A 19,718-nucleotide genomic window follows, 5' to 3' on the forward strand; every position below is an offset into this window, starting at 1 on the left:
CCGCAGGCCTAGCTGCTGCGCAGGCTTTGCAGCGGATCCCGCCGCAATTGTTGCTGTGCAGGCCACAACATGGTTACAAAAACGCTGCACAGTAACAAGGATACCAGCAGCAGTAAAGCCAGCCATGGCAGTGGCGGAATACTGCTGAACCAGCGTGGTAATTGCTGATACAGCAGAATGCTGCCGGCGCAGCCAATGGCGGCTCCAACCAGTGCTGCACCGAGCTGACGACGGCTGAGCCACCACAGCAGTTGTCCCTTGCTGGCTCCGGTTGCCAACCGGATCGCCAGCTCATAACTTTGCTGCCGTACCAGCTGCAGACTGAGGCCGCCACAGCCTAACAGGGCCAGCACCAGGCTACTCAGGCAAAACAGCAGCTGAAGCAACAGCAACAGGCGCGACTGCGCGGTCCGGTCCAGCCATTCTTGCTGATTATCCTGCCATTGCAGCGCCTGCCCCTGATATAAATCCTGCAGCAGTGCGCGTACCTGTGATTCGGCCTTTGGTTCTGGCCGGGCGAATTTTAAAGTCAGACTGATTGTCTGGGCATCTGTCAGGGTTTGGCCCAGTTGATATAGCTGCGGTAGATTCCCTTCGCCTTTGTTGCTGCTAATGTCGCGGACCACGGCCAGCACCGGCAGCGCTTTACCTTGCAGGGTCAGCTGCTGTCCGACGGCTTTGGCCGGGTCGGCTGGGCTGATTAAACGAGCAGCTGCTTCATCCAGCACCAGCGCTGCTTTGGTATCCGTCGCTGCCGGCAGTTGCCCCGCCAGAACATGCATCTGATAAGTGGCAAAGAGTCCGGTTTCTGTCTGTTGCAATAGACTGCTGAACTTCAGGTCCGGTTGCTGCACCGACTGGAAATTCCGCACTATATTGCTGGTAAATGGCACTTGGCCCTGATGCACCTGCAAGTCCGGCCATTGTTGTTGCAGTCGCTGTTTCAGCTGACTCAGTGTGGCCTGACGGAGTTGGTTATATTGCATGTAGGCCTGCCGGTCGAGCTGGATCCGGCTGTCTTTCGGAGCTTGCGGCAGCTGAACACTGAGGTCATAACTGTGATCCAGACTAAAACCACGGGCCCAGGTCAGCTCCCCCGCCTGATGCCAGGCTAGCCAACCACTGCAACCGACCAGTATCACTGCCAGTGCCAGCTGGGCGGATAACAACAGCGGGCCTGTCCAGCGTCCCAGCTGGCGAGGGGTACCTTTGCCGCTGCCGCTAAGTTGTTGTAGCGGAGAAGTCCCTGGTCGCCAAATCAGGCTGAACCATGTCAGCAGGACCAGTAACAAGCCCAGCGCAACAACGACATCAGCGCCGGCCAGCTGCAGGTTGTCAGTCATCGGCAAAGCGGTGCCGGCTAATAACGGCACCCATTGTAACAACCAGTGGCATAACAACAGGCCTAATCCCAGCGCCGGCAGCAACCAGCTCAGATTTTCCAGTGCCAGCAGCAGCCGTTGTTTCGTCGCCGAGCTACCGCATAGTTGTTCCACGGCAAATTCGTGCTGGCGGCCGGCATATTGCGCCAGCAACAATTGTGTCAGATTCAGCACCGCCAGCAACACCATCAGGCCGGCAGCTACGCCTGTGACCAACAGCAGGGTGGCACTGTTGCCTAGCAGATGCTGGCGATAATCGCGTTGATAGATGCCAAGGCCAAACTGGTCGGCAAAATGACTGAGCTTTTTGCTGGTAAGCGGTTGCTGCGTCAGTTGCAAATCACGCAGAAACTGAGCACTTGGTTGCTGGCGATTGGGGCTGCGTAAAATCAGCAAAGTACCGGACATCAGCGAGAATTCCTGCTGCAGCGTTTCAGCTGGCTGAAAAAACTGCCAGATCTGCTGGCTGCGAATTGGTCCTATCATCGGTAAGGCTGTTGTTGTCGCCAGTACACCGGCAATCCGGTATTGGCGCTGTTTCAGCGTCAGCGCCTGGCCAATGACGGCCGGGTTGCGCTGAAATTGTTGTTGCCATAAGGCGTCGCTGATCCACAGTTCATCCGGATTGGCCAGCGTAGTGGATTTGCCTAGCAAAAGCGGCAGGCCCAGCACTTCGGCAGTGCCGGCGGCAGCCAGCCAGCTGTCGGTCTGACTGAGGCGCTGCCGGTCGATATTTTGCCAGTCGAGCTGACCTTTGCGCTGCAAATACCCCCACTGGCCATACGCTTTGAGCTGTCGCAGCGCCTGGCCGAAGGTGACATCGTTGATCAATGCCGGCCATTGCCAGCTGTCGCCTTTGCCCATTTGTAAATTGACCTGATGCACACTGAGCTGTTCAGGTTTGGTGATATGCGGCAAAGGCGCCAGATGCAGCTGACGGTACAGCACTGCAACCGTCAGCAGTGCCGCCAGAGTCAGTGCAAGACTGAGCACGACAGGAACGCTGCTGCGGGGTTGCAATAACAAGCGGAACAAACCGGCTTTCACGGCATGCCAGCACAACATCATGCCACCTCCTGGCGTTGCTGATCGCTGAGCAGACGGCCATCGAGTAACTGGATCTGCCGGCTTGCGCAGCGAGCGTAACGGGCGTCGTGTGTCACCAGGACAATGCTGCGGCCTTGCTGATGCAACCGTTGCAGCAGCTGCAGCACGCTGTCGCCATTTTTACTGTCCAGATTGCCGGTGGGTTCGTCCAGTAACAATAAATCCGGATCCGTCACCAGCGCGCGGGCTATCGCGACCCGCTGTTGTTGTCCGCCAGAGAGTTGCGACGGGAAAAAGTCCTGACGGTGGCCCACATCTACGTCGGCCAGACATTGTTGCACCAGCGGCCGGATTTGCTGCTCTTTCCAGCCACGGTGTCTCAGTGGTAAGGCCACGTTGTCATAGACACTGAGGCGGTCAATCAGGTGAAACGCCTGAAATACGATGCCGATATGTTGATTCCGGATGCGGCTACGCTGGTCCATACTCAGCGTGCTGACGTCAATTCCCGCCAGTTTTAACTGACCGCTGTCAGCACTGTCCAGCAGGCCAAGCAAATGTAACACGGTGGATTTACCGCAGCCCGAAGGCCCGGTGATTGCAACAAACTCGCCGCGGCGGATCTGTAAATCCAGTTGTTGGATGGCCAGAGCCGCCACTTCGCCCTGGCGGAAACTTTTGCATATAGCGCGTGCTTCAATTAGTAAATCTGTCATTTGTTTTTTCTCCTTGTACAGAATCTGGGATGCCGGCATCAGGCGCCGGTGTTGATTTCGGGCTGAGGCCAGCGTGCCGGATCCGGTGCCCATAGCACTTCGCCGCCGCTGGCGCCTTGTTCAATGATCAAAAAGCCGTTGCTGAGCGCACCAAAGGTCAGCTCGCGGGCAAAAGCGCGGTGTTGATCTGTGTTGGCCGGTTGCAGAAAAACCCGGTGGGTCTGATGCGGCGTTAAGCCCGGCAACTGGCGGATATAGGCGACGTTCTTGCGCTCGCCAAGCCGGACTTTGGCCTGAACATGCTGCGCTGGTCGTAGCTGTGCCGGCAGACTGGCCGGCAGCCGCACTTCAGCATTGACTGTGCCTTCCTGCACTATGGCCTCGATGCGGCTCAGTTCGCCACGGATGTTGCCAGCGACCGTTTGCAGCAACACTTCAGTGCCGACTGTAACTTTGTCGGCGTCCCGGTGGTCCAGTTGAATTTGCGCTTTGAGCAACTGCTGGCTGCCAATCCGCGCTAGCGCCTGACCTTGAGCCACACTCTGGCCCAATTCAACATCCAGCTGCTGCAGCATGCCATGCATACCGGCGGTGACCGTCAACTGTTGTTGTTGCTGGATCAACAACTGCAATTCTTCCTGATGTTGTTGCAGAGTCAGCTGTTGTTGTGCCAGCTCAGCCTGTTGCTGCTGACGTAACTGAATGATTTTTTGTTGCTCCAGCGCCAGCAGTTGTTGTTGCTGTTGCAGACGGAATTCGGCCCGGCGCAGCTCGACCCGTGCAGCGATGCCTTTCTCTGCCAGCTCCTGATGCAGACGAAACTCCAGCGCGCTGGCCGCCACTTCAGTTTCCAGCCTGACGACTTCTGCCTGCTGACTGAGCAGCTGATGTTGCTGTGTTGCCGCAAACGCCTGCAAGGCACTTTGTTGTTTGGCGACCTGATGCCTGGCGCTTTGCACCTGAAGTTTTAGTTGTGGATTATCGAGTTGCAATACTGGGCTGTCCGGCGTCAGTGTGGCGCCCGGTTGCTGCAAAATCGCGACGACAGTAGCACCAACTTCGGCGGTCAATAGGCGTTGTTCTGCGGATTGCAGTGTCCCCAGAGCTTCACTGAATAGCTGCAAATCGCCAAACTGAACCGCGCTATTTGGTGTACTGCCGGCGCTGAGAACCGGACTGATTGGACGCAGCAATAAAGCTATCAGGAAGGCCAGAATGATGAGCCCGAGGACTGAAGGCAACCAGCGCCGCCAGCGGGCAGGTGGGTCGAGCTGAATATCCATCACACAAGGTCCGAAACAATAATGCTGTGCGATGGATTATGGAAAAGCTATGCCAAGTTTTAATTTGTTTAAATACAATATCTTATGTGTTTTGCTGGCGTGCGATTTCACACCTGAAACGGAGCGATGTGCGAAATCGCACGCGAAATAGCACTGAGAGCAGGTAACGGAGGCAGGTTTTATAACAATGCTGGCGGACGCGACCGGCCAAGCCGGTGGCGCCACAACCAGACCCGCGTCAGACGCCGCCGGCGATTTTCAGCCGTTCCAATTCGCAGGCGATCAAAAACTCCCAGCTTTCCAGATGGCGCTTGGCCTGTTCCAGTGTATCGCCCCAGACGTATAGGCCATGGCCCCGAACCAGTACTGCAGAATGCAGTTCACCGGCGCGTTGGCGTAATTGCGCCGCCAGTTGCGTGACTTCAGGTGCATTATCCAGGATCACCAGCTGCAGCGCTTCGTCTGCGTCGCTGCAACCTGCAATGCCTTTTTGCATCTCATAACCGCTGATCGGATAACCGTCGGCGCGGATCAGCCGGGAAAAAACGGTGCTGCTTAGTGAGTGCGAATGCAACACTGCTTTGCACTGTGGAAATAACTGGTAAAACGCCACATGCAACGCAGTTTCTGCCGCCGGCGCGCCACTACAGCGCAAATCGCCATCGGCCCAACTGACATTACGCAGATCCTGCGGACTGAATTCATGATTGTCTTTCTGGCCGGTCAGTAAGCAGCTGTGCTCAGATGCGCGGATCGACAAATTGCCGCCGGTGGCCGGCAGCCAGTTTTTTTGCGCGATCCAGCGGCCGATAGTACAGAGCTGGATAGCATAAGGGTTCAGTTGGAGGCTGGCTGTCATGTTCATCTTTATGTTTAGACGTCTATACGTGAAACTGTCTGGAATGATAGCACCGGATAAAAAAGCGGCCAAGTCGTTTTTCCTTACGTTGCCGTTGTGCACAGCTGGACGGATAGGCGGGCCGCGGTTGAAGTGCTAGCATGGCGTACAGATCAAGCAGTACGGCGAAGGCACCCTGATGGAACTGAAAAGTAAATTACCGGCGGTCGGGACGACCATTTTTACCCGGATGTCACAGTTGGCGCAGCAACATGGCGCGCTGAATTTGTCGCAGGGCTTTCCGGATTTTCCGGCCGAGCCACGCTTGCTGGACGCGTTAAACCGTCAGGTACTGGCGGGTCGCAATCAATATGCGCCGATGCCGGGTGTGCCGGAGCTCAGACAACAAATCAGCAGGCTGATCGAGCGGGTTTATGGGGTGCAGGTTTGTGCCGATAGCGAAGTGACCATCACCAGCGGCGCCACTGAGGCCTTGTTTGTCGCCATTCAGGCGCTGGTGCGCACAGGCGACGAAGTCATCGTATTTGACCCGGCCTATGACAGTTACCAGCCAGCCGTCGAACTGGCCGGCGGTAAAACCGTGCATATTCAGTTGTGTGCGCCGGATTATCGGGTGGACTGGGCCGCGGTCGAGCGACGCATCAGTGACCGCACCCGGCTGATTATTGTTAATAGCCCACATAATCCGACCGGCATGGTATTCACCGATCTGGACTGGCAAGCGCTGGCGGATCTGGTGCAGCGTCATGGCCTGTTTTGTATCAGTGACGAAGTTTACGAACATATGGTGTTTGATGACCGCAAGCCGCAAAGTGCCCGACAGTATCCGGCTCTGGCAGAGCGTAGTTTTATCGTGTCATCTTTTGGCAAAACCTTCCATGTCACCGGCTGGAAGCTTGGTTATTGCACAGCCCCAAAACTGCTGAGCGCGGAATTTCGCAAAATCCATCAGTACGTCACTTTCTCCAGTTTTACGCCGGCGCAATATGCCATCGCTGAGCTACTTGATACTGCTCCGCAGCTGGTGACAGGGTTGGCGGCGTTTTATCAGCAAAAACGTGATTTGTTTCAGCAGTTACTCAGTGGTTCTGCGTTGCGGTTATTGCCTTGTCAGGGCACTTATTTTCAACTGGTCGATTTCAGCGCAGTCAGTACGCTGGATGATGTGCGTTTTTGCGACTGGCTGACCACCGAAGTGGGTGTCGCGGCGATCCCGCTGTCGGTATTTTCCCGTCAGGAGCAGGACAGCCGGATCATCCGTTTTTGTTTTGCCAAACAACAGCACACCTTAGAGCAGGCCGCGGCCAGACTGCAGGCGCTGTCTCCGATAGCATCGTGAGGAATGCAACATGAGCCAGAATGTCACTGCCGGACAGGTCCAAACTGATAGCCTGGATGTGGCACTGATCCAGACTGAACTGATCTGGCAGGATGCCGCAGCGAACCGTGAATTATTGCAGCCTTTGTTGTGGCAAGCCTCAGGTGCTGATTTGATCATTTTGCCAGAAACCTTCAACAGTGGTTTTTCGATGCAAAGCCGGCAGATCGCAGAAACTATGCAAGGCCCGACTTTGCAATGGCTGCAGCAACAGGCACAGCAGCTTGGTGCGGTGATTTGTGGTTCGATGGCGGTATCAACCGATGCCGGTATTTTTAACCGGCTGTTATGGGTGCAGCCAGAAGGCAAAATCGCTTATTACGATAAACGGCATTTATTCCGTATGGCCGGCGAAGATCAGCATTACAAGCAAGGTCAGCGCCGTGTGATCGTTGAATTTAAAGGCTTCCGCCTCCTACTGCAGGTCTGTTACGACCTGCGGTTTCCGGTGTTTTCGCGCAATCAGAACGATTACGACGCAGTGATTTATGTGGCGAACTGGCCGGCAGCACGCAGCCGGATCTGGAGTACATTATTGCAGGCGCGCGCTATTGAAAATCAGGCTTTTGTATTGGGTTGCAACCGTGTCGGGCAGGATGCAAACGGTCATGCTTATAGCGGCGATTCGGTGATACTGAATTATCTGGGCGAGCCATTAGCTGAACTGGCGCCGGGCGAAGCCGGTGTATTGCGCTGCCGCCTGGATTTGCTGGCATTACAACAATTTCGCCGGCAATTTCCAGCGGGGCTTGATGCCGATACATTTATCCTGACAGCTGAATAAGTTTCAGCTGCTGGCGCCAACAGCTGTGCAGGCTGTTTTGTCGGGATCACCGGCAAAATTGATAGCGTAGAGACGAGACTTTGCGGATGGCTTTTGTTACAAAGGAAAAGTACAAACCGACATAAAAACAAAGGCGTACCTATGTTTCAGACATTTAAGTTCACCACCAAAGTCACGCTGGCGGCTTCGCTGCTACTGGTCACAGTGTTGGGTTTGTTTACCATCAATAATTTTGTGCTGCTACGGGGTCAGACCCATGACCAGCTCGAAGCTGTGCTGACCGAAGTGTCGGAGTCAGTGTCCCGCAATATCTCAAACTGGCTCAATGCGCGGCTGCAAATTGTCAAAGCGGTGGCCGAAGGGCATCAAACCAGCGACGACAAAGCCACCACTATCCGTCGATTACAGGATGCGCGCAGCGCCGGTGCCTTTAAAAACGTCTATATCGGTACCGCTGAACGGACTTTTTTACTCGACGACCCGACCGTACAGCTCCCGGCTGATTATGACCCGACCGGCCGGCCCTGGTATCAACTCGGCGAGCAAAAACGCGACACAGCCTTTACCACGCCTTATGTCGATGTCACGACCAATGATCTGACGCTGACTGCCGTCGTGCCGATGCAACGCGATGGCCAGTTTAGCGGTGTCGCCGGCGGTGATATCGACATGCAAACCGTCAGTCGCATCGTCAATGAAACCGACTTTTTAGGCTTTGGTTTTGCCATTTTGCTGGACGAACAAGGCCGGATCCTCAGCCATCCGGAAAAACAGCAAAACGATAAACTGATGTCCGAGTATTTTGGCAAAGCCTTACCTCTGGAAAAAGACTTTGCCGAGGTCACTATTGCCGGTCAGGAACGGCTGGTGTCTTTTATTCCGGTAACCGGCATCAACAACGTTAACTGGTATTTAGGTGTCGTCGTGGACCCGCAGTTGGTGTATGCCTCGGTGGATTCATTCCGCAATATGGCACTGCTGTACATCGTGTTGGGTGTATTGGCGATTGTCGCACTGATGAAATTCTTATTACAGGTGCTGATGCGGCCCATGGTGGTGTTGAATCAGGCGATTGAAGATATTGCTCAGGGCGAAGGTGATTTAACCCGCCGGCTGACGGTGCAGAATAACGATGAATTTGGCCGTTTGTCGCATGCATTTAACCAGTTTGTCGACAAAATCCATGGCTCGATCCGCCAGGTCAAAACCACAACGGAAAGTCTCGATCAGTCCATCCACAGTTTGTTGCAACAAACGCAGTCCAGTATGCAGATGTACAGCGAGCAAGTGCAACGCACGGACAGTGTGGCGACCGCCATTAATGAGTTGTCATCCAGCGCGGCCGGTATTTCCGGCAATGCTGGTCAGGCGTCTGAGCTGGCCAGTGCCGCCAATCACACCGCTGCACAAAGCCAGCAGGCGCTGAACCAGAATATTCAGGCGATTGAGGCCTTAGCAGCCAAAATGGCCGAAGCGCAACAAACGATGGATAGTCTGGAGCAATACACCGCCAGTATTGGTCAGGTGCTGGAAGTGATCCGCGGTGTGTCAGAGCAAACCAATTTATTGGCACTGAATGCTGCGATTGAAGCGGCGCGCGCCGGCGATGCCGGCCGTGGTTTTGCTGTGGTTGCTGACGAAGTGCGACAACTGGCACAGCGCACCCAGCAATCGACGCAACAGGTGCAAACTATCATTGCGCAGTTGCAGGCTGGATCGGCCAGCGCAGTCAGCGTGATGAAAGCCAGTATCGCCGATTCGGGCCGCAGCGTCGCACTGGCCAGTGAAGCCGGCGAACGGATGCAGCAGGTCAATCAGGCGATTCACGCGATCGACGGCGCTAACCATGCAGTGGCCGATGCCACCGAACAACAAAACAGCGTGATCCACTCGCTTGATCACGATATTCACCAGATCAGCGCCTTGTCCGCGCAAGGTCAGCAGAATCTGCAGGCGACCCTGCAGGAATGCCAGGCCTTGCAACAGCAGTTTGATCAGCTCGAAGCCATGGTGCTGAAATTTAAGGTGTAATGATTCGAACGGTTTCGCGCCGGACTGGTGGCTGGTATACGGAGCGAAACCGTTGCTGCGATCTTAGGCGGCTGGCAATTACGAAAGTTGGTGAACCCAGACTGTTTTCTCGGTAAGCGCTGCCGGTAAAGCGCTTACACCGGTATAATAGTCAGGCACAGCTGCATGATCATTCAGTCCGGAGTTCGCCTTATGTCACGCTTTCACCCCACAGCCATGATTTTTGGCGGCTTTTTCCTGCTGGGGATTCTGATCATCCTGTGGGGCATTCTGCTGCCGGATCTGAGCCGTGAACTGAAGCTGGATCCGGCGCAAAGCGGCTGGTTTTTCATGACGATGGCGCTGGGTACCATTAGCGGCGCTTTTATCGGCGGTAAATATGTGCAGAAGTTCGAATTTCTGCGCTTGTTTGCCGTGCTGGCGCTGCTTGAAACCGTCATTCTGTTTGGCATCTCGATGCTACAGCAACGCTGGCAGCTGTTTGCCGGCATCTTCTTATTTGGTTTGATTGCCTCAGTGATGTTTACCATTGGTCATACACTGATTGCGCGGCTGCACGCAAATAAACGCGCCAAAATGATGGGGCTGATGGACTTTATGTTTAGCCTCGGCACGCTGGCAGCGCCTTTTCTGGTTGTGGTGTTGTACTGGTGGCAGGAAGACTGGCGCTGGCCGGTGCGGTTGATGGCGCTCAGTTTAGTCGGGTTGGCGGGTTATGCGTTCTGGTTATCCAGACAGCAGTTGGAACTGGCCGGCCACTCTGACACGGTACGGCGTAGCCTGTCGTATCGGGTGGTGCTGAAAAAACCAGTATTCTGGGCGCTGGCTTTTGCCATGTTTGGTTATGGTGCCGTTGAGTGGGGCAATGGCAACTGGTTTGTCAGTTATGCCAGTGCGGCATTACCTTTTGATACTGAACAGGCCCGGCTCATATTCGCCTTTTTCACTGCCGGGATGGTGATTAGCCGCCTGGGTTTTGCCTGGTTTATTCCGCTGCTCGGCAGTAAAAAGCTGCTCCGGGTGTTGGTTTTACTGATGGTCAGCGGCGCATTGCTGGTAAAAACCATGGATAGTGCGACGGCACTGGCGCTGGGTAATTTGCTGTTAGGGCTTGGCCTTGGCGGCGTCTATCCGCTGTTGTTATCAACGGCGATGGATCTGGATGCTGATAACGGCCCGGTCCTGTCAGGCTTGTCGAATATCGCGGGTTCGCTGGGTTGTCAGCTGGCGGGCCTCGGCACTGGCCTGTGGGCACAACAAGCTGGTATTGGCCAGGCCTTCTGGATGCTACCGCTGCTGGCGGTTTGGTTATTGGCCTCGGTCTGGTGGTTCAGTCGGCTGGCAATGCCGGCAGTCCAGCCATCTAATCCTACAAAAATCGTACATTAAATTAGCAACTGATGATGTTTTCGCCACGAGCCTCTTGATTGTTGGGGCTTTTAAGCGCATAACATGCTGCCCGAACTATCCTGTGAGATTGAGGATGAATACAACTATCGATTGGGCACAACTGCAATTACAGGCAAAAGCTGCATCGGATCAGGCCTACGCGCCTTATAGTCATTTCCCGGTTGGCGTTGCCATCCTGGCCAGCTCAGGCCGCATTTATACTGGCTGTAATGTCGAAAATGCTTCTTATGGCGGCACGACCTGTGCTGAACGCAACGCCATCGCCGCTGCTGTCGTCGCCGGTGAACGCCAGTTTGCCGCTTTAGTCGTCTACACCCCGCAAGACAAACTGACGCCACCTTGTGGTATTTGCCGTCAGGTCATTGCTGAATTCTTTACGCCGGACAGCCCGGTCGCCAGCTGCAACCACTTAGGTGCACTGCAAAGCTGGACTCTCGCCGAATTGCTGCCTGATGCCTTCACGCCGACTTATTTGGCGGCCAGTACCAAGGTTAAATCTTAAGGACTCTTTATGTATTTACCGCAGGAAATCATCAAGTTAAAACGTAATGGCGGCAAGCTGCCGGAAGCGGCTATTCAGCAGTTTGTCACCGGGCTGACCGACAACAGTTTCAGCGAAGGCCAAACGGCGGCGCTTGCCATGGCGATTTATTTAAACGGCATGGCCACCGAAGAAACGGTTGCGCTGACCCGCGCGATGCGCGATTCCGGCGCCGTGCTGAACTGGCAGGGCAAACTGAATGGCCCGGTGGTCGATAAACATTCGACCGGTGGTGTTGGTGACAAAGTCAGCCTGATGCTGGCGCCGATGATTGCCGCCTGTGGTGGCTATGTACCGATGATTGCCGGCCGCGGCCTCGGTCATACCGGTGGTACCGTCGATAAACTGGAAACTATTCCGGGCTATAGCTGCACGCAGCCATTGGATGTTATTCAGCGTGAAGTGGCGCGCTTGGGCTGTGTCATTGTCGGCCAAAGTGGTGAACTGGCACCGGCCGATCGCCGGCTGTACCTGATTCGTGACGTGACTGCGACAGTTGAATCCATTCCGCTGATCACCGCGTCGATTTTATCGAAAAAGCTGGCGGCGGGTTTGGACGTGCTGACGATGGACGTCAAGATCGGCTCCGGCGCTATTATGAAAAATATCGACGATGCCTCAGCACTGGCGCAGAGTATCGTCAACACCGCCAAAGGCGCCGGCGTGCCGACGCAGGCGCTGCTGACCGATATGAACGAATGCCTCGGCAGCACTGCCGGTAACGTACTGGAAGTGCTGGAAACGCTGGATTATCTGACCGGTAAATACCGCGAGCCACGGCTGCATCAGGTCACGCTGGAGCTGGGCGCCAGCATGCTGCAACTGGCTGGCTTATTTGCCGACAAAGCCAGCGCTGTAGCGGCACTGGAGCAAAGCTTAACGTCAGGCAAAGCGGCGGAAATTTTTGCACAGATGGTCGCTGCGATGGGTGGTCCGGCCGATTTGCTGGAAAAACCGCAGCTGTATCTCGGCAAAGCGCCAGTGGTGCAGGACATCGTCGCACCACAAGCCGGTTACCTGGCGGCCAGCGATACCACTGCGGTCGGTATGGCTGTGGTGCGTTTAGGTGGTGGTCGTGCGCATCCGGCGCAGGTGATTGACCCCGTGGTTGGCTTTAGTGACGTGCAGGCGCTTGGTTCGAAAGTCGCCGCCGGTGACGTGTTGGCGCGGGTACATGCAGCTTCTGTTGAAGCGGCGGCCAAAGCCTCTGCTGAATATCTGGCGGCGCTGAGTTTCAGTGACAACGCGGTAAGTTTGCAGCCGATTGTGCATAAAGTGATTGATTAACACAAACGCAGATGAAGCCCGGTTTATGACCGGGCTTTTTTTTGCCTAATGCCCAGCCCCGGAAAAACTTTGTAGCATTTTCGCCTGCTGCGCTGACACTTTCCAGCTATCGACGGATCCCGCGTGGTCGCATGCTGTGCGCGTGCAACTACGGAGAATTTGAATGTCACAACGGATTACAGGTTTTGATCTGGCACGGGCCATCGCCATGCTGGTGATGGTGCTGGTCAATTTTAAGGTCGCGATGCTCAGCGGTGCTGGCGCGGACAGCGGATTTGGACTGGACCTGCTGGACGGCCGTGCTGCGGCTGTATTTGTCACGCTGGCGGGCATTGGGCTGAGCCTGCTCAGTGCCAAGGCACGGCTACTGGGCTCCGTGGCCGTACAACAGCAAGCGCGGCGACAAGTGCTACGCCGGGCGGTATTTCTGTTTATTGTTGGACTCGGCTTTGTCACGGTCTGGCCGGCCGATATTCTGCATTATTACGGGGTTATGTTGGCGCTTGCCAGTCTGCTGCTATTCTGGCGCGGTAGTCTGCTGTTGAGTCTGGCATTGGTGGTGGTGCTGGCGTTTCCGTTCGCACTGTGGCTCGGGGTTGACTACAACGATGGTTGGCACTGGCCTAGTCTGACTTACCCTGAATTCTGGTCGTGGGCTGGTTTCTGGCGCAATTTGTGGCTGAATGGGTTTCATCCGTTGTTGCCCTGGTTCTCGTTCTTACTGCTCGGGTTGTGGCTGGGGCGGCTGAACTGGCAACACAAAACAGTGCAATGGCGGCTGTTGGTGGCTGGCGGTGGTCTGGTTCTGCTGGCAGAAGCGCTGGCGCGATTCTGTACTGATCCGCAGTGGTCTGTCTGGCTCGGAACAACATCGCCAATGCCCCCTTTACCCTTATATGTATGTTCTGCCATGGGCTCAACGCTGATCTGGCTGGTACTGGCGGTGAAAGTAGCCAGCTTGTATGCCAGCCATCCACTGGTGCAACAGCTTGAACATCTGGGCAGATTGGCGCTGACCTTGTACCTGACGCATATTCTGTTAGGGCTTGGCATACTCGAAGCACTGGGGCTGTTACAGCAGGCATCTTTGCCGTTGGCTGTGGCCAGCGCCTGCGTCTATTTAATGTTGTTTGGGTTATTTTCAGTCTGGCATCGCCGGCATTTTCACAGCGGACCATTGGAATGGTGCTTGCGAAAAGTCGCCGGCGCCACCAGATCTGCATAAAGTGGCAAGGCACAGGAGTACAAGATTGGACGCGACTGCACTGGTTATTATCGATATGCAACAAGGGTTATTTGCCGATCGGCTGCCGGATGATTATGCCGGCGTGTTAAAACGTTTGCAGCAGCTATACCAGGCAGCCCGTCAGGCACAACGACCGGTGATATTTGTTTGTCACGAAGCGCCGGGATCAGTATTGGCTTATCAAAGCGCAGGTTGGCAACTGGTCGAGGGGTTGCAGCTGGCTCAGGATGATTTGTTGGTGCGTAAAACTACGCCGGATTCATTCTTACGTACCGATCTGCAGCAATTACTGCAGCAGCGTCAGATCAGCCGGCTAGTGATTGCCGGTTATGCCAGCGAATTTTGTGTCGATACGACGGTCCGCAGTGCTGCCGCACATGGTTATGCCGTCGATTTAGTGGCAGACAGCCATACGACGCACGATAAGCCGCATTTAGCTGCGGCCAGTATCCGGGCCCACCATAATGCGACTTTGGCAGCTGTTCGCAGTTTTGGTGTCCCGATCCGGCCAATACCGGCGGCAGAGGTGTTGTTTGCCAACTGACCACGCATTCCACTGGCCAGGTGGTGATTGCCGGCTCTTTGTCGGTGTGGCTTTAAATCCGGCGCAACAGCAGCAAATTGCGGCTGTGTTAGCGACATTACCGGCTGGATTAAAACCGGTACCGGCAGAGAACCTGCATCTGACCTTGAGGTTTTTAGGTCAAAGCAGCGAAACACAGGCTCGTGTGCTCTGGGGCCAACTGAGCGCAACATCATTGCCGGCGTTCTCGGTCAGGCTGGAGCAACTGCTGTGTTGGCCTGGGCCAAAGGTGTTGTGTCTGGCAGGGGAGATTACAGATCCGGCATTACGGGATCTGGATATCAGTATCACGCAGGCTGCTGCCAGCGCTGGTTATCCACCATCACAACATCCGTTGCACCCGCATCTGACATTGGCGCGCAGTGCAAAACAATTGCCACAGTCGCCTGTCACAGTGCCTGCATTACAAGTGCAGCCATCTGAGCTGCACTTGTATCAGTCGGTCTCGACGCCAGCAGGGGTGCGTTACCCGGTACTGGCGTCTTTGCCGCTGGTAACGGTTTAGAGTAGATAGCTCAGATGCTGGTGAAAACGGATCACGCAGTCGTCAGTATCGCCCTGCAATGCAAGGTTACGGCATAGCTGTTTTAATGCAGTTTCGACCTGATTCATAAAATGGCCGTAACCCCACTCCGAGCTGTCATCCCGGCCCGCGGCGAACACCAGATGCACGGTGTCTGGCAGCACATCAGGTTGCCAATGGCTTTGCAGCTGCAGCACTGGGCTGGTTAAATCAAAATTCAGCATCCGCAGCTCGCGGCCGGCGCGGGCTTTATCCAAATGGCTATTGCGCACCAGCGGTAAAGTCCCGTCAGCGACCAGTGCAACATGCAGCAATTGGTTGGCACTAGCCGCGTCTGTCAGTAAATGTTCCAGGCGCACAAATAACCCAGACCAAGGCGGCATTTGCTCTGGATCTACGCCCAGCACTTCTTTGATTTTGCGGCTAAATGGCAGGCTGACGATGGCGTAATTCATCGTTTGATGGGACGGCGGAATTGCCACGTCACGTGCTTCGTAGCGCTTTTCCAGATCGCGTAATTTGTAGCCGTAGCTGTCGTTACAGCCTTTTTGCCGGGCAAATAAATCATAAGACAAATGCTGATGGTCGCGCAGCTTCATCGTCTGCTCAGGCAACGGCAAACGTTGCCGGAACTGTTGTACGACCTGCACCACCTGCTGATGGAACGCCGCCGCCTGCGGCCGGATCTCGCTGCCGGTGGCCAGAAATAACAGGCTGATTTTTCGGGCGCGGTGGTACGGGTCGATAAAGCTATGCTGAGCTTCGTGATAACGCGGATTATAAAAAAACAGGATTTGGTCTTGAGTCTGGAAGCTGAAGGCTTCGGTGTGGTAACGCACCACCGGCAATTTGTCATTGGCGATAAAGCTGACATGGCGCAAGCCCGCCTGCTGGCACAGCGTGAAAAACAGCTGGCCGAGCTCTTTGTAACAACTGGCCTGATCATCATATTGCGCCAGTAAGGCTTCGCTGACCTGCAGTTCGGCCAATAGATACTGATTATCTTTGGCGGTTTGCGGAATATAAACTTTGTGCAAAGAAGAGTGCATAACGGCTCCGTGTTCGGTCTCAGGATTCGGCGCACAGTGTAGGAAGTTTTTCGGGACGGGAAGTTGTCTTGGCGCAAGCTTTGGTGAAAATCAGGCAAAAAAATAGGGACCGAAAAGGTCCCTGTGTGCTCTCAATATATCTGTTCTAGTGCAGTTTCAGCCGTGGGCGAATAATCTTGTTGATCCGGCCAATCACCGAAATGGCAATGGTGCGTAACCAGCCATGCAACGCTACCTGGTGCATCCGATACAGCGAGATGTAGGCCATCCGGGCAATGCGCCCTTCAATCATCATCGCGCCGCCCACCAGATTACCCATCAGACTACCGACAGTGCCAAAACGGCTGAGCGAAATCAGCGAGCCATGGTCTTTATACTGGTAGTCAGTTTGCGGTTTGCCATTCAGCGCCGCAGTCAGGTTTTTCAGTACGTGTGACGCCATCTGATGCGCCGATTGGGCGCGCGGTGGTACCCATTTGTTGTCCGGTAGCGGACAACCGGCGGCATCACCAATGACATAAATCTGGCTGTCGCGGGTGGTTTGTAACGTCGGCAATACCAGCAACTGGTTCAGCCGGTTGTTCTCCAGACCCGCTAAATCTTTCAGGAAATCCGGCGCTTTAATACCAGCTGCCCACACCATCAGTTCTGCCGGCAGGAATTCATCACCTAACTGCAGACCATCTTCAGTCGCTGCCGTCACCTTGGTTGCGACCCGCACATCAACACCGAGTTTGACCAGTTCCTGATGTGCCGCGGCCGCGATCCGCTCCGGCAGTGCCGGCAGAATACGCGGACCTGCTTCTACCACAGTAATTTTCAGCCGGTCGCGTTTCATCTCATTAAAACCGTACTGATTCAGTTCACGGGCGGCATGATGCAACTCTGCCGACAGTTCCACGCCGGTGGCGCCAGCGCCAACGATGGCGATATTCAGGTTTTCTTTTGGATGTTGCGGTGAATTCAGTTTGATATAGGCTTCGAGCAAACGCCGCTGAAAGCGATTTGCCTGGGCAGGGCTATCGAGGAAAATACAGTGTTCGGCGATACCTGGGGTATTGAAGTGATTGGAAATACTGCCAATGGCCAGTATCAGATAATCATAGCCAACACGGCGTTCAGCCAATACTTCTTCGCCTTGTTCATCGGTCAGCGGTGCCAGAATGACCTGGCGCTGGTCTCTGTCCAGCCCGGTCATTGTTCCCAACTGGAATTCAAAATGGTGGGCGCTGGCGTGAGCACGATAGGTAATTTGATCGATATCGACATCCAGTGTACCGGTGGCTACTTCGTGCAGCAGCGGTTTCCAGATGTGGGTCGGATTGCGGTCGACCAGAGTGATTGCGGCGCGGCCAGATTTGCCGAGTTTGTTGCCCAAACTGGTTGCCAGTTCGAGCCCACCTGCGCCACCGCCAATAACGAGAATACGGGGAATTGCCATTTTTCCTAACCTTTGTTTGTTATCGAGATACAAGATTTTTGTCTTGTACGCTGACAGTGGCAGGCCCAACTCCTGCAACTGACAACGGCGCAGACACCACCGGGTTTCTACGACTGAATCCTGCTCTACCTGATCTGCCGAAGCAGCCCAACATCAGAAACAGCAAGATTCTGCTTCATTACCACCATCCCTGGTGGTCTTGCCACACGCTGCGTGCTGTGTGCAACCGTCCATGGCTATAAAAAAACCGGCTCGAGGGCCGGTTTAAGGGTTAACTGTTTTTCGCCCGTTTCATCGAATCGAAGAACTCGTCATTGGTTTTGGTCATTTGCAGCCGGTCAATGAGGAATTCCATGCAATCGGTCTCATCCATCGGATTGAGAATTTTGCGCAGGATCCACATTTTTTGCAGCTCTTCTGACGACGCCAGCAGTTCTTCACGACGGGTACCTGAGCGGTTGAAATCGATGGCCGGGAATACACGGCGTTCAGCGATTTTGCGCGACAGGTGCAATTCCATGTTACCTGTGCCTTTAAATTCTTCGTAAATCACTTCGTCCATTTTCGAACCGGTATCAACCAGCGCGGTAGCGATAATGGTCAGACTGCCACCTTCTTCGACGTTACGGGCTGCACCGAAGAAACGCTTTGGTTTATGCAGCGCGTTGGCGTCGACACCACCGGTCAGCACTTTGCCTGAACTCGGGATCACGGTGTTGTAGGCTCGGGCCAGACGGGTGATAGAGTCGAGTAAAATGATCACGTCTTTTTTGTGTTCGACCAGACGTTTAGCCTTTTCGATCACCATTTCAGCAACCTGCACGTGACGGCTGGCTGGTTCGTCGAAAGTGGACGCGACCACTTCACCTTTAACCATTCGTTGCATCTCGGTGACTTCTTCCGGACGCTCGTCAATCAGCAGTACCATCAACACACATTCCGGGTAATTCGATGCAATCGACTGAGCGATATTTTGCAGCAGAATTGTTTTACCGGCTTTTGGCGGAGCAACGATCAAACCACGCTGACCGCGACCGATTGGCGAGGCCAAATCCAGTACCCGGGCAGTGATATCTTCTTTACTGCCGTTACCACGTTCCATCCGCAGACGGGAATTGGCGTGTAGTGGCGTTAAGTTTTCAAACAGAATTTTGTTGCGCGCTTGTTCCGGCCGACCGAAGTTGACTTCGTTCACTTTCAGCAGGGCAAAATAACGTTCGCCTTCTTTTGGCGGGCGAATCAGGACTGAGATGCTGTCGCCGGTGCGCAGGTTAAAGCGGCGGATTTGACTCGGCGACACATAGATGTCATCCGGACCTGCCAGGTAAGAACTATCAGAAGAACGCAGGAAACCAAAGCCGTCGGACAGAATTTCCACAACACCATCGCCGTAGATTTCTTCGCCGTTTTTGGCGTGAGATTTTAAGATGGCGAAAATGATGTCCTGCTTGCGCAGACGGGCCATGTTTTCGAGGCCCATGGACTCAGCCAGATCAACCAGCTCGTTAATCGGCTTCAGTTTCAGTTCGGTTAAATGCATATTGATGGATTCTTGTGTATCAAAACGGAAAGAAAGCTTTTCGCTGAGCAAATGCAGTAAGGGTTTGGATTGGTCAACGAGCAAGCGGGTTTTAGAAAAGTTGCTGGATTACACCTTAGCAGGATAAGTTTTGGCCGTCTAGTTCAAACAAAAAAAAGGCGTATAAAAAATACGCCTTTTCTGCAACCGATATCAGATGTTGCTGTCAAGGAACTCTTTTAATTGAGTTTTTGACAGAGCGCCGACTTTGGTCGCCGCAACCTGACCGTTTTTGAACAACAGTAATGTTGGGATGCCGCGGATCTGGAATTTCGGTGGTGTATCCGGATTGTGGTCGATATTCACTTTTGCCACAGTCACTTTGCCTGCATATTCTTCAGCAACATCATGCAGGATTGGCGCGATCATTTTGCAAGGACCACACCATTCAGCCCAGAAGTCAACCAGAACCGGGCCTGTCGCCTTTAACACGTCCGCTTCAAAGCTGTCGTCGGTCACTTGTAAAATTTTGTCGCTCATTACTCTCTCCACTGGGGCAGGGCCGTTATCTGCACGGCTGTGTTGCCATTAAACCGGACCTGGCCGCATCGTCGGCAAGGCCTGAAATACCTGTTAAAA

17 protein-coding genes are annotated in these 19,718 nt (G+C 54.4%); 9 read left to right on the forward strand and 8 right to left on the reverse strand.

The genetic code is table 11. The features are described from left to right. Positions 1-8: 8 nt before the first annotated feature. The 4 genes from ACQ66Q_RS14680 to mtnB form a co-directional block, all read right to left on the reverse strand. On the reverse strand, positions 9-2,450 hold the full coding sequence (locus ACQ66Q_RS14680) for an FtsX-like permease family protein (RefSeq protein WP_430457487.1): 2,442 nt from the start codon (positions 2,448-2,450) through the stop codon (positions 9-11). Next, positions 2,447-3,145 carry an ABC transporter ATP-binding protein gene (locus ACQ66Q_RS14685; protein WP_377248953.1) on the reverse strand — a complete coding sequence of 233 codons (699 nt, stop codon included), beginning with the start codon at positions 3,143-3,145 and terminating at the stop codon, positions 2,447-2,449. Before ACQ66Q_RS14685 ends, ACQ66Q_RS14680 begins: the two co-directional genes overlap by 4 nt. Positions 3,146-3,183: 38 nt before the next feature. Next, on the reverse strand, positions 3,184-4,428 hold the full coding sequence (locus ACQ66Q_RS14690; protein ID WP_430457488.1) for an efflux RND transporter periplasmic adaptor subunit: 1,245 nt from the start codon (positions 4,426-4,428) through the stop codon (positions 3,184-3,186). Positions 4,429-4,666: 238 nt separating this feature from the next. Beyond that, positions 4,667-5,287, reverse strand: a complete 621-nt coding sequence (mtnB, locus tag ACQ66Q_RS14695; RefSeq protein WP_430457489.1) for a methylthioribulose 1-phosphate dehydratase — start codon at positions 5,285-5,287, stop codon at positions 4,667-4,669. A gap of 178 nt (positions 5,288-5,465) precedes the next feature. Between mtnB and ACQ66Q_RS14700 the strand changes: the two genes are divergently transcribed. The 9 genes from ACQ66Q_RS14700 to thpR all read left to right on the forward strand — a co-directional run bounded on the left by ACQ66Q_RS14700 (position 5,466) and on the right by thpR (position 15,052). Continuing rightward, on the forward strand, positions 5,466-6,626 hold the full coding sequence (locus ACQ66Q_RS14700; protein ID WP_377248944.1) for a methionine aminotransferase: 1,161 nt from the start codon (positions 5,466-5,468) through the stop codon (positions 6,624-6,626). A 10-nt stretch (positions 6,627-6,636) separates the two neighbouring features. Then, positions 6,637-7,449 carry an amidohydrolase gene (locus ACQ66Q_RS14705; RefSeq protein ID WP_430457490.1) on the forward strand — a complete coding sequence of 271 codons (813 nt, stop codon included), beginning with the start codon at positions 6,637-6,639 and terminating at the stop codon, positions 7,447-7,449. Between the two features lie 141 nt (positions 7,450-7,590). Next, positions 7,591-9,480: a methyl-accepting chemotaxis protein gene (locus ACQ66Q_RS14710; protein ID WP_430457491.1), complete on the forward strand. Its 1,890-nt coding sequence runs from the start codon at positions 7,591-7,593 to the stop codon at positions 9,478-9,480. Positions 9,481-9,672: 192 nt separating this feature from the next. Beyond that, complete coding sequence (locus tag ACQ66Q_RS14715; RefSeq protein ID WP_430457492.1) at positions 9,673-10,869, forward strand: MFS transporter; 1,197 nt, start codon at positions 9,673-9,675, stop codon at positions 10,867-10,869. A 94-nt stretch (positions 10,870-10,963) separates the two neighbouring features. Then, positions 10,964-11,392, forward strand: a complete 429-nt coding sequence (locus ACQ66Q_RS14720; RefSeq protein WP_377248932.1) for a cytidine deaminase — start codon at positions 10,964-10,966, stop codon at positions 11,390-11,392. Between the two features lie 9 nt (positions 11,393-11,401). Then, on the forward strand, positions 11,402-12,718 hold the full coding sequence (deoA, locus tag ACQ66Q_RS14725; RefSeq protein ID WP_430457493.1) for a thymidine phosphorylase: 1,317 nt from the start codon (positions 11,402-11,404) through the stop codon (positions 12,716-12,718). 163 nt (positions 12,719-12,881) lie between these two features. Continuing rightward, entirely contained in the window at positions 12,882-13,943 is a 1,062-nt protein-coding gene (locus ACQ66Q_RS14730) for a DUF418 domain-containing protein (protein ID WP_430457494.1), read from the forward strand. Positions 13,944-13,968: 25 nt separating this feature from the next. After that, positions 13,969-14,508 carry an isochorismatase family protein gene (locus tag ACQ66Q_RS14735; RefSeq protein ID WP_430457495.1) on the forward strand — a complete coding sequence of 180 codons (540 nt, stop codon included), beginning with the start codon at positions 13,969-13,971 and terminating at the stop codon, positions 14,506-14,508. Then, the gene (gene thpR / locus ACQ66Q_RS14740; protein WP_430457496.1) at positions 14,498-15,052 is read left to right on the forward strand and encodes an RNA 2',3'-cyclic phosphodiesterase; all 555 of its coding nucleotides are present in this window, start codon (positions 14,498-14,500) and stop codon (positions 15,050-15,052) included. Before ACQ66Q_RS14735 ends, thpR begins: the two co-directional genes overlap by 11 nt. On the opposite strand, the gene ACQ66Q_RS14745 is transcribed toward thpR, so the two are convergent. The 4 genes from ACQ66Q_RS14745 to trxA all read right to left on the reverse strand — a co-directional run bounded on the left by ACQ66Q_RS14745 (position 15,049) and on the right by trxA (position 19,619). Next, positions 15,049-16,119, reverse strand: coding sequence for a DUF3083 family protein (locus ACQ66Q_RS14745; RefSeq protein ID WP_430457497.1), 1,071 nt, complete (start codon positions 16,117-16,119; stop codon positions 15,049-15,051). The genes thpR and ACQ66Q_RS14745 overlap by 4 nt on opposite strands. A 145-nt stretch (positions 16,120-16,264) precedes the next feature. Further along, a complete protein-coding gene (locus tag ACQ66Q_RS14750) occupies positions 16,265-17,560 on the reverse strand; it encodes an NAD(P)/FAD-dependent oxidoreductase (RefSeq protein ID WP_430457498.1) in 1,296 nt (431 codons plus the stop codon). A gap of 271 nt (positions 17,561-17,831) precedes the next feature. Continuing rightward, positions 17,832-19,100 carry a transcription termination factor Rho gene (gene rho, locus ACQ66Q_RS14755; protein ID WP_430457499.1) on the reverse strand — a complete coding sequence of 423 codons (1,269 nt, stop codon included), beginning with the start codon at positions 19,098-19,100 and terminating at the stop codon, positions 17,832-17,834. Positions 19,101-19,292: 192 nt separating this feature from the next. Further along, positions 19,293-19,619 (reverse strand): thioredoxin TrxA, encoded by a 327-nt coding sequence (gene trxA / locus ACQ66Q_RS14760; protein WP_430457500.1) that lies wholly within the window; start codon positions 19,617-19,619, stop codon positions 19,293-19,295. Positions 19,620-19,718 lie beyond the last annotated feature (99 nt).

The sequence above is a fragment of the Rheinheimera sp. genome (genome assembly GCF_965283995.1).
In the GTDB taxonomy this organism is placed as follows: domain Bacteria; phylum Pseudomonadota; class Gammaproteobacteria; order Enterobacterales; family Alteromonadaceae; genus Pararheinheimera.

What these genes read in the sequence shown, in the direction of transcription:
- rho (WP_430457499.1), bottom strand. Translation starts at nt 19,100, where the DNA reads ATGCATTTAACCGAACTGAAACTGAAGCCGATTAACGAGCTGGTTGAT.
- ACQ66Q_RS14680 (WP_430457487.1), bottom strand. Translation starts at nt 2,450, where the DNA reads ATGATGTTGTGCTGGCATGCCGTGAAAGCCGGTTTGTTCCGCTTGTTA.
- ACQ66Q_RS14690 (WP_430457488.1), bottom strand. Translation starts at nt 4,428, where the DNA reads ATGGATATTCAGCTCGACCCACCTGCCCGCTGGCGGCGCTGGTTGCCT.
- deoA (WP_430457493.1), top strand. Translation starts at nt 11,402, where the DNA reads ATGTATTTACCGCAGGAAATCATCAAGTTAAAACGTAATGGCGGCAAG.
- trxA (WP_430457500.1), bottom strand. Translation starts at nt 19,619, where the DNA reads ATGAGCGACAAAATTTTACAAGTGACCGACGACAGCTTTGAAGCGGAC.
- ACQ66Q_RS14705 (WP_430457490.1), top strand. Translation starts at nt 6,637, where the DNA reads ATGAGCCAGAATGTCACTGCCGGACAGGTCCAAACTGATAGCCTGGAT.
- ACQ66Q_RS14730 (WP_430457494.1), top strand. Translation starts at nt 12,882, where the DNA reads ATGTCACAACGGATTACAGGTTTTGATCTGGCACGGGCCATCGCCATG.
- mtnB (WP_430457489.1), bottom strand. Translation starts at nt 5,287, where the DNA reads ATGACAGCCAGCCTCCAACTGAACCCTTATGCTATCCAGCTCTGTACT.
- ACQ66Q_RS14720 (WP_377248932.1), top strand. Translation starts at nt 10,964, where the DNA reads ATGAATACAACTATCGATTGGGCACAACTGCAATTACAGGCAAAAGCT.
- ACQ66Q_RS14710 (WP_430457491.1), top strand. Translation starts at nt 7,591, where the DNA reads ATGTTTCAGACATTTAAGTTCACCACCAAAGTCACGCTGGCGGCTTCG.
- ACQ66Q_RS14700 (WP_377248944.1), top strand. Translation starts at nt 5,466, where the DNA reads ATGGAACTGAAAAGTAAATTACCGGCGGTCGGGACGACCATTTTTACC.
- ACQ66Q_RS14685 (WP_377248953.1), bottom strand. Translation starts at nt 3,145, where the DNA reads ATGACAGATTTACTAATTGAAGCACGCGCTATATGCAAAAGTTTCCGC.
- ACQ66Q_RS14715 (WP_430457492.1), top strand. Translation starts at nt 9,673, where the DNA reads ATGTCACGCTTTCACCCCACAGCCATGATTTTTGGCGGCTTTTTCCTG.
- ACQ66Q_RS14745 (WP_430457497.1), bottom strand. Translation starts at nt 16,119, where the DNA reads ATGCACTCTTCTTTGCACAAAGTTTATATTCCGCAAACCGCCAAAGAT.
- ACQ66Q_RS14750 (WP_430457498.1), bottom strand. Translation starts at nt 17,560, where the DNA reads ATGGCAATTCCCCGTATTCTCGTTATTGGCGGTGGCGCAGGTGGGCTC.